At 69.8% G+C, this 12,413-nt stretch carries 13 protein-coding genes; 1 reads left to right on the top strand and 12 read right to left on the bottom strand.

The window, feature by feature from the left end; genetic code table 11:
• The first annotated feature begins 239 nt into the window (after positions 1-239).
• Positions 240-665 carry a DUF6643 family protein gene (locus OG780_RS36365; protein ID WP_326789365.1) on the top strand — a complete coding sequence of 142 codons (426 nt, stop codon included), beginning with the start codon at positions 240-242 and terminating at the stop codon, positions 663-665.
• 37 nt (positions 666-702) lie between these two features.
• Here the strand turns inward: OG780_RS36365 and OG780_RS36360 are convergent, their stop codons facing one another.
• From OG780_RS36360 to OG780_RS36305, 12 genes are all read right to left on the bottom strand, one after another.
• On the bottom strand, positions 703-1,938 hold the full coding sequence (locus tag OG780_RS36360) for a tyrosine-type recombinase/integrase (protein WP_328455396.1): 1,236 nt from the start codon (positions 1,936-1,938) through the stop codon (positions 703-705).
• Positions 1,939-2,021: 83 nt separating this feature from the next.
• Positions 2,022-2,267 carry a helix-turn-helix domain-containing protein gene (locus tag OG780_RS36355; RefSeq protein WP_328455394.1) on the bottom strand — a complete coding sequence of 82 codons (246 nt, stop codon included), beginning with the start codon at positions 2,265-2,267 and terminating at the stop codon, positions 2,022-2,024.
• Between the two features lie 446 nt (positions 2,268-2,713).
• Positions 2,714-4,189: an ATP-binding protein gene (locus OG780_RS36350; protein ID WP_328455393.1), complete on the bottom strand. Its 1,476-nt coding sequence runs from the start codon at positions 4,187-4,189 to the stop codon at positions 2,714-2,716.
• Positions 4,182-5,024, bottom strand: a complete 843-nt coding sequence (locus OG780_RS36345; protein ID WP_328455391.1) for a bifunctional DNA primase/polymerase — start codon at positions 5,022-5,024, stop codon at positions 4,182-4,184. Before OG780_RS36345 ends, OG780_RS36350 begins: the two co-directional genes overlap by 8 nt.
• Positions 5,021-5,749, bottom strand: coding sequence for a DNA methylase (locus OG780_RS36340; RefSeq protein WP_328455389.1), 729 nt, complete (start codon positions 5,747-5,749; stop codon positions 5,021-5,023). The genes OG780_RS36345 and OG780_RS36340 overlap by 4 nt, the downstream gene beginning before the upstream one ends.
• Positions 5,750-5,839: 90 nt before the next feature.
• Positions 5,840-6,148 (bottom strand): hypothetical protein, encoded by a 309-nt coding sequence (locus OG780_RS36335; RefSeq protein WP_328455387.1) that lies wholly within the window; start codon positions 6,146-6,148, stop codon positions 5,840-5,842.
• Positions 6,149-6,394: 246 nt separating this feature from the next.
• Positions 6,395-8,494 (bottom strand): hypothetical protein, encoded by a 2,100-nt coding sequence (locus OG780_RS36330; protein ID WP_328455385.1) that lies wholly within the window; start codon positions 8,492-8,494, stop codon positions 6,395-6,397.
• A 1-nt stretch (position 8,495) separates the two neighbouring features.
• Positions 8,496-10,097: a hypothetical protein gene (locus OG780_RS36325; RefSeq protein ID WP_328455383.1), complete on the bottom strand. Its 1,602-nt coding sequence runs from the start codon at positions 10,095-10,097 to the stop codon at positions 8,496-8,498.
• Positions 10,098-10,172: 75 nt separating this feature from the next.
• Entirely contained in the window at positions 10,173-10,511 is a 339-nt protein-coding gene (locus tag OG780_RS36320; protein WP_328455381.1) for an RRQRL motif-containing zinc-binding protein, read from the bottom strand.
• The gene (locus tag OG780_RS36315) at positions 10,511-11,551 is read right to left on the bottom strand and encodes a DUF2637 domain-containing protein (protein ID WP_328455379.1); all 1,041 of its coding nucleotides are present in this window, start codon (positions 11,549-11,551) and stop codon (positions 10,511-10,513) included. Before OG780_RS36315 ends, OG780_RS36320 begins: the two co-directional genes overlap by 1 nt.
• Positions 11,544-11,858 (bottom strand): hypothetical protein, encoded by a 315-nt coding sequence (locus OG780_RS36310; RefSeq protein WP_328455377.1) that lies wholly within the window; start codon positions 11,856-11,858, stop codon positions 11,544-11,546. The genes OG780_RS36315 and OG780_RS36310 overlap by 8 nt, the downstream gene beginning before the upstream one ends.
• Positions 11,859-11,881: 23 nt before the next feature.
• Positions 11,882-12,187, bottom strand: coding sequence for a hypothetical protein (locus tag OG780_RS36305; RefSeq protein ID WP_328455375.1), 306 nt, complete (start codon positions 12,185-12,187; stop codon positions 11,882-11,884).
• Between the last annotated feature and the right edge of the window lie 226 nt (positions 12,188-12,413).

Below are 12,413 nucleotides of genomic sequence, written 5' to 3'. Positions count from 1 at the left end.
GGCTCCGTTCCCGCCAAACCTAATCCCCAGGTCCACCCACACCCATGGCTTGCGCAGGAAGATCCTGGTCAACCGCCGGTAACCCGTCCGAAGCTCGGCCTTTACACGATCTCAACCATCTTTGACGTCCTTTTTTGCCAAGTTCGCTCGCATTGGGGATCCCGCGTCACCCCGCACACGGAAAACAACCCTCTTATCGGTCTCCCCAACCAGCACATCGTGGGCTTAACTTATGTGCCATGACCTCCCCCCGCTCCACCTATGGCGGCGGTTACTACTCCGCCTTCCAGGACACCCCGATCTACGACTCCCTCGTCGCCGAGCGGGGTACCCCTCAGATCGCCCCGATCCGGGTCCCTTCCGCCTACGACCCGGGCATGAGCAACAACCTCCCGGCACTGCCGTCCGCGCTCCCCGCGCTGCCGGCCGGCCCGTCCTCCTACGGCTACCAGCCCGCCCAGCAGCCCTCTCCGCTGCAGCAGGCTCCCGCGCCGTACATCCCGCAGCAGGCCGGCGCACCTCGGGGCTACCCCAGCCCCCAGCCGCAGCAGCCCCGCCCGATGGCGGCCGGCACGGGCTTCGAGGCGATGCGCCCCGCGGCTCCCCGCCCCGCCCCCGCCCCGTACCAGGACCCGTACAACGGTCAGCAGTACCGCGGGTACTGACGTCACTCAGGGATTGAGCTGCGGGTTTCTCCTGCCATCAACCCCTCTGGGCCGTCGTGGGGCCGTCATCGGTGCCCGGGCCGCCTTCAAAAGCCCGGTTCACCGCTTCCCGCGTTCGCTTCTCGCTGCTCGGCATCATGTGGGTGTAGGTCCGCAGCGTGAAACCGGGATCGTGGTGTCCCAGGTACTCCGACAGAGCCTTGATGCTCTCCCCCGCGTCAAGCAGTACAGACGCGTAGAAGTGCCTCAGCGTGTGCATGCCGTTCACCCGGCCGCGGGGAACGCTCGCCTTGTCGAGAGCAGGCCGCCACGCCTTCTCGTTGAAGGCGTGGCGGTTTATCGCGCGGCCCTCCGCGTTGCGGAAGAGCACCGCTGCCGAGACCGGGGGGCCGTCGACTGTCCGCCAAGGCAGCGTCACGGCCGCGGGCGGGTATCGCTCGCTGTGCGCCTCCAGGGCGCGAGCGACGCTCTCCGGCAGCGGGACGGTGCGCGTCTTGCCGCCCTTGGGTAGCGCGAACACCTGACGTCCGGCGATGAGTTTGACCTGCCGGACGACGTGAACGACACCTTCGGCGAAGTCCACGTCATCAACGGCCAGGCCGAGCACTTCGCCCTGTCGCATGCCGCAACCGCCGGCCAAGTCCACCATGGCCCGGTACCGCTCCGGCATTCCCGAACGCACCGCCAAGACGCGCTCACGCCCCCACGGCACGATCCGGCGGGGTTCCGGCTTGGGCGCCTTCACTGACGACGAACGGCATGGGTTGTACGGGATCAGGCGATCGTCAACGGCAGCCGCCAGCATGGCGTTGAGGTTCGCGAAGATGACCCGCTGATAGGCGGAAGACAGCCTCCCGTCTTCGAGCTTCCGCAGCCACTCGCGGATGTGGATCGACCGCAGCGAGTCGAGCGAGCGGCTACCCAGATACGGCAGCACGTGCAAGCGGATGCGCATCTCGGTGCTCACGAACGTGCTGGGGTCCAGGGTGAGGGAAGCCAACCACCGCTCGGCGTGCTGCCGCACTGTGAGGCGGCCAGCTCGCGGGTCGATGTACTGCCCGCGCGTCATGTCCGTCTCGATCCCGGACAGCCACTTCTCGGCGAGGCGCTTCTGTCCGTCGGCGAAGCTCTTGGACTTCTCGGTGCCGTCGGGGCCGATGTATCGAGCGCGGTAGCGGAGACCGGACCCGTGGCGTGCGCTCTTCACACGAACGGTCCTGCCAGCGGCGTTGCTCTCGGTCTTGAACCAGCGGTCTTGGATGTGGCCTGCCATGCGGTGGCGTTCCCTTCTGGGCATGGAGAAGGGAGGGCCACGGTGTGGCCCTCCCTGGTGAAGCAACGTGGTGTCTGGCCGCGTCAGGCGGCGGCCTGTTCGGCGGTCTTGCGTTCGGCGACGTAGGCGCGGACGTCGACGGGGTCGTATCGGAGGTGCTTGCCGATGCGGAATCCGGGCGGTCCGGTGCGCTTCTTGCGCCACTGGTAGACGGTCTCTTTGGGCACCTCGAACATCTCGGCGATGTCGTCGGGGGTGAGATACCGGTCGGGTAAGCCGCCGCGGAGGGTGGCGCGGGGGTCGGGTTGAGCGGAACGAGTTCGGCTCATGGGGATCCTCGTAGGTTGAGGCACGTTGACTTCGGGAGTCCTCGGACTCTGTGTGTGTCCGAGGTTCGGATTTCTGCGTCACCCTCGCCATCAGCGTCATTTGATGCTCTGACCTGCTGTTTTGGGTGTCACGACGGATCGGCCTTGCGTCACCGCCACGTCACCCGCTGCGTCACCGGGTGACGCAGGTGACGCAGGATGACGCAGAGAAATTCGTCTGCGTCACCGCTGTCGTCGCAGGTCAGCAGCCGTTTTCCGAGCCGCGTGACGCGGGTGACGCAGCGTCTTCCTACTTAGGACAAAGAAGGGGCTGCCTGTAGTACCTGGGTGCGCCTTACAGAGCGAAGAAGGAGCCGCTGCGCGGCGCGCCCTGGGGCGGCGTTCGCCGAACAGCAAGAGGAGCACGTGCTCCTCTTGCTCTTCGCTTGAGCGTGCGGGATCGCGGGTCAGAACGCCCGCAACTGCTCGTGCGGCGCCGGGGGGAGTGTGCGGGTCATTTCGAGGTAGCGGCCCGCCTTGGTGCGGCCCGCGTCGATGACGACACGACGAGCTGCCAGGGTGGGCTGGAGGCGCTTGAGGCGGTCGGAGAGGACTTTGCCGGTGGTCGGCCATCCCTTGGGCAGGGGACGGCAGTCCGCCCCGCTGTAGAGGCTGCTGAGGCACGCCAGCCACTCGGTCGATGTCATCCGCTGCGCGCCGCCCGGCTCGATGGTCTCCGCGTGCAGGAGGACGGTCTGCGCGAGGAGATCACCCTCGATCACGTCGTCGTTCAAGTCGTCCAGACTCGCCCGATACGCAGGCAACGCCCCGAGGCCGGTTGCCGCGTCGAACTGCGCGCACAGGTGCGCGAAGTCCGCCATCCGCAGGTCCGTCGGGGTTTCCGCGTCCACGCCGCGGACCTTGACTGTCAGGTCCAGGAGCGAGCCGAGGACGACCGGCAGGACTTCCGCGTAGTCCGTCCACAGTTCGGCCTCGGTGCGCCGGACCTTGGGCCGCTCCAGCCGCAGCGGTAGAAGCCGGTCCGCGAGGTCGGGTCGGATGACGCCCACGTCGATGCCGGTGAGGAGCAGGGGCCGGCGGTAGCCGACGCGGAAAACGTCCCCGTCGGTGAACAGGGCCCGCTTGACGCTCTCGGCTCCGGTCACGATGCAGCACATCGCGTCGGACAGGTCCGGCGTGACGTGGGAGAGGTTGTCCAGCGCGGTGACCCATCCCGCCGCCACGGCAGCGATCAGGCTTTCCTCGTCCTTCGGCGCGCGGCGCAGGTCACCGCTCATCCCCTCGATGATCCGGGTGAGCATCCGGCCCCCGGTCGACTTGCCCGCGCCCTGCGGACCGGTGAGGAACGGCGCAGGCACGGGCACGGACGGTCCGAGGCAGCCGATCAGCCACACGATGGCCAGGCACTCGGTCTCCGCATTGGCGAAGTTGCACAACCGCATCAACAGGTCGATCCCCTTACCGCCGGTGTCCTTGGCCGGCAGAGGCAGTTCCCCGGTGAGCTGTGTCCGCCGCCAGCAGACTTCGAGCGGGTCGGGGGTGAGGATGTCCCACCCGGTGGGGTGGATGCGGACGGACTTCCCGTCATCGCGTCCAAGGTCCAGCCACGTCGCTCCACCGAATCCCGGGGCGACGCGGATGTGTACGGGCTGGACGTTCTCGGTGAGTGCGAGCGCTTCGATCAAGTCCAACGCCTCCTTGAGGGCACTGCCATTGAAGACGCCGATGCCGTCCTTGAACAGTCCGACCATGAGTTCCTGCCTGTGGCTGCCGGTGGTGCCCTGCGAACGGATCGGTCGGGCCACGGGGTGGCCCTTCTTCTGCGCGTAAACGGTCCCGTCGGCAGTACGGAAGTAGCGGAAGTGCTCTTGGGCGTAGTCCGCGATGACTTCGCGGCCGGGAGTCTTGTCGTCCTCAGCCATGAGTCAGTCCCAACGTGGTCAGGGCGTTGGTCCACGCATCGGTGCAGTGTCGGGCCGTTTCGCCCTTGGCCTGCGCTGCGGTGAACAGGCGCGCGGTGTGCGTCTCGGTGAGGCAGCCACACCGGCCGTGCGTGGACAGCACGGCGAGGAACGTCCGGTAGACGGTCGCGTGTACCGCTTCCCGGGCCTCGGTGATGCGCTGCTCCGCCATGGCGATCCCACGGTCCAGATAGGTCGGCGTGCGGTGCGGGCACTCACCACCACCGGCCGGCGCGGGCACCGTGACGGACACCGGGCGGGCCAGGGTGGGCTCCTTGACGATCAGCGCTCGCACGACGTCCGGCAGGGGTGCCATGGTGCCGGTTCCGGAGCCGAGCCAACGGGCGTACTGCATGGACGATTTGATGTCCACGCCGGGCCGTACGGCGTTGGCGGACTGCATGGGCCCCATGTAGAGCCAGTGCTCGCCGCGCGTCGTCGGCACGGTCCGCGTTTCGGGCAGGGTCTCGCGGGCCCACGCGATGGCTTCGGCGTGGTCCAGGTCTACGACCGTCAACCAGGCCCCGCCGGGGTGATAGGCGACCGCACTCGCCCGCACCCATGCGCGGCGCCAGATGCCGGACTCGATGACGTCCGGGTTGGTGCTCGCGGCGGCCCAGCCGTGGCAGGGCGCCGGGCAGGTGCAGAAGCCGGGCGTCTTCATGTTCGGCCGGCCACCACAAGCGTTCTTGGCGCAGGCCGGGCAGTTCCCGAACGGCACCTTCCCTTCGCGCAACGGCAACACGGGTACGCCCTGAGCCGCGAGGGTGAGCGCGGTACGCAGATGCTCGCTCATGCCGCCACCCCCAGCGCGGCCCGGGCGAGGAAGGCGCGGCCGATGAACTCGGTGTAGGCGGGCGGGATGGCCTCGATGAGTTCCTCGCGGACGTCCGTCCACGTGATCCCCATCGCGGCTTGCAGTTCGGCGATGGACGGCTTGCCTCCGCCGTTGCCGTAGGCGGCGACGTAGGGGCCGTCGTAGTACTGGCCGTGCCGCCATCCGCGGACTCGGCCCCGGTGTGGGAGGTGCGCCGGCTGCTCGAAGGTCCAGCCGCCCAGCTCGAAGTTGCGGTGCCGGATGACTCCCAGCCCGAACATCTCGCCGCACAACGAGAGGTCTTTGCGGATCTCCGCGCGCCCGTTGGGCTGCTCGATCACGTACGGCAGCCCGGTCCGTTCGAGCAGGGCCCGGGTCGGTGCGACCAGGTCGACGTGCGTGCCGCCCCAGCCTTGGGAGCGGTTGGTGCCCACGGTCAACGTGCACTTGTCCTGGCACGGCGGGGAGGCGTGAACGAACACGTAGCGGCGGATCTCACCGGTGGTGATCAGGTGGGCGAGGTACTCGAGCGCGTCGCCCCGGTGGTAGGGGAAGGGGTAGTTGGGGCGGTCGGCGATGTCGCAGCCGTCCACCTCGAACCCTGCTCGTTCGTACCCGGTCCCAGCGGCGCCGGCGCACGAGTACAGGTCCAACGCACGCCGCGGTAAGCCGCGCTCTCGCCGGATGCTGGTGGGTTGCGTCATGCTGGGTTGTCTCCAGTTCCTTCGTTGGATGCTGGTTGGCAAGGGCGGCCCCGCGACTTTGGCGAGACGGAGGGGCCGCCCTTGGCGTAGCTAGGTGTCCTTGCCGCGGGCGAGCTTCAAGGTGATGCCGCCGGCCCCGATCGGCCCGGCCGTGCCCGCGATGACGGTTGCGGTGTGTGCGGCCACGTCCAGGAGCCAGGCGATCGCGAGGACGACACCCCAGGTTCCGAGGGCGGCGGCCCCGGCGATGGCGAACGGGATCAGCAGCCGGCCCCAGGGGAAGGCGGGCGGGGCGCTCTGGACGACGACCACGACCGGCTGCCCGGTCGCCTGAGCGCGCTGGAAGACGTCCGCGGGGATGTGCGGGGCCATCTGGCCGGGCGGGGTGGGCTGACTCATTTCGAACTCCCTCGGGGTAGGCCGCGGGCCCGCACCGGGTAGGCGGTGCGGGCCCGCGGTGGGGTGGGGTTGCTTGTCGTCTGGCTTGTCGTCTCTCTTGTCGTGCGGCTTGTCGTCTCGCTTGCCTTGTCGCTTGTCTTGTCGCTTGTCTTGTCGCTTGTCGCCTCCCAGGTCACAACCCGTATCTGGGCCCCACGGGCCCGCCAGACGACAAGTCGTGGCACGGGGACGACAAGCGACAAGCGATCAGGCGTCCGGGGCTTGGCTGCGGTGGACGTAGCGGGCCTTGGTGCCCTCCCCGACACGGACGGCGATGCCGTTCTCTGCCCACGTTTTCAGCCACCCCACGACCGTCTGCCGCGTCGTGCCGAACGTGTCCTCCAGCGCACGGGCGATCGCGGACGCGCCGGTCCCCTCGGGTCCGGCGGCGAGCAGTGCGGCGAGCGCGGCCTGCTGCGCGGGGCTGTCCTGCTCTTCGCGGAGCGCGGACAGGTTCAGCCCAGCCGGTCGCTCTGCCTCGTCCCCTTGCCCGACGCCGTTGGGGTCAGCCGTGGTGGCGAACTGCGCGTCGATCTCCGCGCGGAAGCGGCGCAGGATCTCGTCCTCCTGCGACGCGGCGTTCGACTCGGCACGCAGGGCGGACAGGTTCAGCCCTGCCCCGGTCCGGGCGGACGGTTCGATGCCGGAGTCGGCATCGGGGGTGAGGTCGCGCATCCATGCGGTGCGCTCCGCGTCCCAGCGGCGCGCATACGCAGCCCCGGCGGCCTTGGCAGACACGTCGTCCAGCCGCGGGTGCCGATCCGAGGTCGCGGCGGTGATCTCCCGGATCTGGTTGGGGAGGATCCGCCACGCCTTGAACAACGCGGCAGGCGACTCCGGGGTACCCATGAACCCGGCTCCCTGGTAGGGAGCTTGGTCCACGCGCAGCCCGCGGCGGCCGGGGAACATCTTCCCCAGGTCCATGCCCTCGGTCTCCCCGCCGGTCAGGGCGACGCGCACCTTGCCTTCGCGGCGGATCATCAGGTTGCCCAGCACACTGCCGGTGGCTCCGAGGGCGGTGAGCACGGTGCGGATGCCCATGGCGCGCAGCATCCGGATGACTTCAAGGATCTTCTTCGCGAGTTCCTTGATCTGCCGGTCGGTGCTGACCAGGATCTCCGCTCCCTCGTCGATGACCAGCAGAATCTGCGGGATGCGCGGGCTGATGGGCAGGTTGTCGGTGTTCGCTTTGGACAGGAGGTCCTGGTAGGCCTTCTTGCGGTGCAGCCCGATCGCCAGCGCGGCATCGAGCATGGCGAGGGCTTCCTCATGTGTCCCGGCGAGCCAGTCGATTCCGGGCCGCACGGGCTTCCCGTCCTCGCGCGTGAGGTCTCCGTTCAGTGCCGGCAGGACCCACGGGAGTCCGGCCGATCCGGCGTTGAGGTCGATGACCCACGTGAGGACGTCCTCGGCGCGGGCGAACCCGGCGAGGATCGTGTGAATCATGTTGGTCTTGCCTGATCCGGTCGGGCCGACGACCAGCGCGCACTGTTCGCGCAGGTAGACCGGCACCGTTTCGCCGTTGGTCCGCACTCCCCAGGGCAGCCCGGTCAGGACGGAGAGAGGCCCGTAGTCGCTGGGGTAGGGGCATTCGTCTGCGAGGACGTTGAGGGTGGTGACGTCCAGGATGGTGCGGCCCTGGTGGATGCCGGGGCCCGCGGTGGCGGTGCAGCCGTGCGGCAGCTTGGCATCCGCGGACAGGGCCACGGAGTGTTGGGCGATCCGGTCGTAGGTGATGCCGCCCTGCGGTTCGAAGTCCAGGGAGTAGCCAGCGCCGGTCTCCCACTTCTCCACCCCGACCACGCGCACGGCGATGTGGCAGATCCGCTGGATCCGCTCGACCCACTCCGCAGCGATCGCCCGCCGCTCCGCCGACAACTCCGCAGCGATGGCCCGCTGCTCCGCGGCGATGGCTTCGTCCTCGCGGGCCTCTTCGTACAGGGCGACGGACCGGGCACCGGCCCCCATGCCCACCCCCAGGGCGGTCAGGGATCCGAGGGCCGCCCAGGACAGGGGGCCGGTGGTCATGGCCCAGGTGGTCCATCCCGCGCCGACCAGCCACGATGCGGCCTTGAAGGCGAGGGTGCGGCCCGCGTTGCGCACGCGGAGACCGGCGACGGTGTGACCGAGCGCGCCGGTGGCGCCGACGGTCAGGGCCCATCCGGGCGGCATGGACAGGGCGGCGCCGGTGGTGGCGATGGCGAAGGCTCCGGTGGTGGCGGACAGGGCGCCGGTCACGGGTCCGTGACCGGCCGCCCAGTCCAGCACCGGGCCACTGCTCTGATTCTTGGCGGTGGCAGTGCTCATCTCAGACGTTCCAACCCTTCTCAGCATCGGGACCGTTGCGGGGGTCCTCGTGCCGGGCGATGTCCTGCGCGTGGACCTGGCGGAACAGTTGGCCCATGTCCTCCGAGACGGCGACGGCGCTCATCAGGGCGCCGAAGATGTCGCTGAATCCGTCCGCGATCTCCTTCTCCAGCGGGAACTCCGAGTCGGAGCGCTCCGCGAGGATCTTCATGACGTTGGCGACCGCGGTGAGCGCGGCCGGGAGCCCTTCGACCATGGCCAGGATCTCCATGGCGTTCTCGGGCTCGTAGGAATTGGCGGCCTGCTCCATCTCGGACGCGGCCTCTTCGAACTGGAAACCGGACACGTACTCTCCTTCACTCAAGGGGCTGTTCGTGCTGGTGGGAACCGTGGCTGCGGGACGCTGCACGTCTTCCGCGATAGCGTCCGTGCCGTCCTTGGAGGCCTCCGCATCCGCGGCGGCCTCCTGCTCGCGCTGCTTCTCCCGGGCGGACTCATCCCGCACCGCGCGCTGCTCTCCTGCGGTCTGCACCATGCGCCGGTACAGGCGCCGGCCGGGGTTGACCAGCCACGGCAGCCGCAGCTTGCGACCGAGCGGGCTGGTCAGCACGCCCAGCAGCCCGACCGGCAGCGCGAGCAGCGCGGCCAGCAGGCGCCGGCCGTGGAAGCGGGCCGCGGACCGGCGCAGCGCCTGCCGGGCCGCCTTACGGGCCGGGGCCTTGCGGACCTGCGCGCGCTGAGCGGCGACGGTGCCGCCGGTCTTGGCGTCGCGCTTGTTGCGCTGCTTGGCGATCGCCGCATCCCGCAGTGCGCGAGCCTTTCGGGCGGTGCCGCCCATCAGGCGCCCGGCGGGGCCCGTGTGCTTGCCCAGCCGGCCGGTGCCTCCCGCGCCGGTCCTGGCGTTGCGGCGGGCGTCGGCGACCGCGCGGCGGGCATCCGTCGTCTGCTTCCGCTGCCCGCCACGCGAGCCGGCCGCATCCTTCTGCGCGGCCCGCAGAGCCTTGACCTGCCTCAACCGGCCCGCCACGCCCTCACCCGCGCCCGTACTGTGCTTGGGTGCTTGGTGCTTGGACAGACCGTGGCCGGTCTTGGTGAGTGCCGTTCCGCCGGTGCTGCCATGGCGGGCGGTGGGGCTGCCGTTGGTGCGGCGGTGCTGGCCGGGTACCTTGCCCGACCGGCCACCGGACCCCCGGGAGCGGAAGCCACCCGAGCGGCTCCCACCGCTGCCGTGACTGCCCGAACCGAAGCCGCGGTGCGCGGTCCTTCGGGCAGAGTCGCGGCCGGCGGTGCGGGCCGCAGTCCGGCGGGCGTCGCGGCGGTCGTTGGGCTTGTGGGAGCGGGCGGCGGCGACCGTGCCGAGGACGACCATGCCGGTAGCGGCCACTGCCGCGGCGATCGGCCCGCCCGCCAGGGAAGCGGCGGCGACCGCGCCGACGGTGCCGTTCGCACCCGACAGGACGAGCGGGACGATCGGCCAGCCGCCGGGCGTGTGGCCCACCTCCTTCACTTCCGTGGCTGCCGGTTTGGGCTGCTCGGGCGTCGGGGGTGGTGGGGTGGTGGGGGCAGCCGGAACGGCTACCGGTTCTGTGCTGAGGTCCGTCATGCTGTGAGCACTCCCTAGGAGTAGGGCCCGGCCGGGGTCTGTGAGAGGTCTTTCGGCCGGGCCTGCCAACGGTGTTCAGGCGGCGCGCTGTTCGTTGGGGTAGGCGCAGGTCACGCACATGCCGAGCATGGCGGGGATGACGTATCCGGCATCCCGCTTGCAGTCCGGGCAGGTGCGGCGCGCGGTGTTGGCCTTGGCAAGTGCCGCCCGTTTCGCGGGCGTCATCGGGCGAACGGGCTTGGCTTTGTCGATCTCGTAGAGGTAGGCGACCAGCGGGCCGCGCCGGTGGCGGGGCCGCTCGATCTGCGCGGCGACGTCCTGCCCGCCAGGCCGTAACCCGCGGGCCCGGAGCTGTCGGATCGTGGCCAGACCATCGGGCGCCAGTCGCCACGGGTAGACGGGTATGGAGGCCATCAGACGGCAGCCTCAGCCGGTCCGTCCCCGTCCTCGTCCGCGTTCTCGCGCAGCCGGTTGGCAACCCATCCGATCGACCAGCCGGTCTCTTCCGCGAGCTGCCGCACCGACTTCTCGCCCTCACGGAACGAGCGGAGGTAGGCGCGAGCGTTGTCCTCGGGCATCTTCGTGAACGGGGTCGGCCGACTGTTCACGGCGGTGTTCACGGCGCCGTTCACGGTGTTCACGCTCTCCCGCTCAACCGTGTCGCGGGAGGCCAGGGAGATGACCTCCCGGGCCTGCCGGTCGGCCCGTGAACGGTCCGCCTGTTCACGCTGTTCACGCCGCAACGCGTCCTCGCGCTGCTGCTCCTCGCGCCGGACACGTTCCTCGTATTCGCGCTGCTCACGCCGGGCCTCGGCCTCGCGGTCGAGGCGTTCACGCTCCATCCTGGCGTTGTGGTCGCGCTCCGCGGCCCGCTCGGAAGCCTCCCGGCCGGCACGCTCGCGTTCGAGCTGTTCGGCGTGATCGCGGGCTTCCTGTTCACGGTGTTCACGGGCCTGCTGCTCGCGTTCACGGTCGGCCCGCTCCTGCTGTTCACGCCGCTCGATCTCGGCAGCCCGTGAACGTTCGGTCCTCTCCACGGCCCGGTTGATCGCACGCCGGTAGGCGAGCCCCGCTTCCGCCGTGGCGATAAGCAGCAGCGGCGCCACGGAGTGGACCGCCACGCCGACCGCGTTGCCCTTGAGCGCGCTGTCCCCGACGTTCAGGAGCAGCGTCATCAGACCGGTCATCCACCGCAGCACCGCCGGCCACGCCCCGGAGCTCCCACCAAGGCGGGCCACGGTCGCATCGAGACGGACCACGATGACCACCGCCGTATCCACAACCAGTGGAAGGATCGGCGCGGTGCGGTCCCAGCCGTCCGGGGTGACCCGCTCGACCAGCGGCGTGACCGTGAGGACGGAGAACAGCACCGCACCCGCCGTGATGGCCCACGTCCCAGCGGAGAGCGTCTTCTCCGCAGACCGGATCTGCTCCGCGGACAGGGACTCAAGCATCGTGGTCCCCGTCCCCGGCGACCGCCCGCACGCTGTCGAGGGCGGACCCGTAGGCGATCAAGCGGACCTCGGCACCGGCGTAGGGGACGAACGCCTTGAGCACCCATGTGTCGCCGCACTGCTCGCGGAACTCCACCTGCTCCGGACGGATGTCCAGAGCCTTGCGCCAGACCTCGAACTCACCGAGCCCGTTGTGCAGAGACAGGTCCAGACGCTCGGGGTAGATCGGAGTGATGCCCACGGTCGGTGTGGGCAGGTCACCGTACTCAGCGGCCAGCGTGCGCAGTGCCCGCAGCGGAACGGACAAGTCGGCCAATGTCAGAAGTTCCCTCACGCCGCCACCACCGTTCCAGCAGCGCAGCGGCCACCCTGACGCTTCGTCGTGCGGCGCGAACGGCGGACAGTGGGGTGAGAGATGAGCGGACTCATACGCAGCAGGGACTCCGCGAACGCCGCGGCCTCCGGGTCGCTCTCGCGTAGCTCCGCGAGGACTTCCCGCGCCACGTCCAGCCGCGCCGCACGCTCCAGATCCGACTCCCGCACGGGGCCGGTGAACAACTCAAGATCGATACCGAACGCCAGCTCCGCGAACTCGGCCGGCGTAACAGCCACATGACCAGCAACGATGCACTTCATGGGTCGTGACTCCTTCATCAGCGGAACGGCCCAAACCAGCGGCCCCGGTGTTCGAGCACCGGGGCCGCACGCCGTGAAGTCGGACAACTCCGGCTCCCCGCGCCCCTGCCCGTACGTCCTCGCGCAGGGCGCGGAACGGACGGGCAGGAGAGGCAGCCGGCCGCAGCGTCAGTGCCGCGAAGCCTGGAAAGGGGCCCACATTTGTTCGGGCGCCGGCCGCGGGTCC

Origin of the sequence: Streptomyces sp. NBC_00386, assembly GCF_036063235.1 — a bacterium.
Lineage (GTDB): Bacteria > Actinomycetota > Actinomycetes > Streptomycetales > Streptomycetaceae > Streptomyces.
This window is presented reverse-complemented; position numbering and strand designations above follow the sequence as displayed.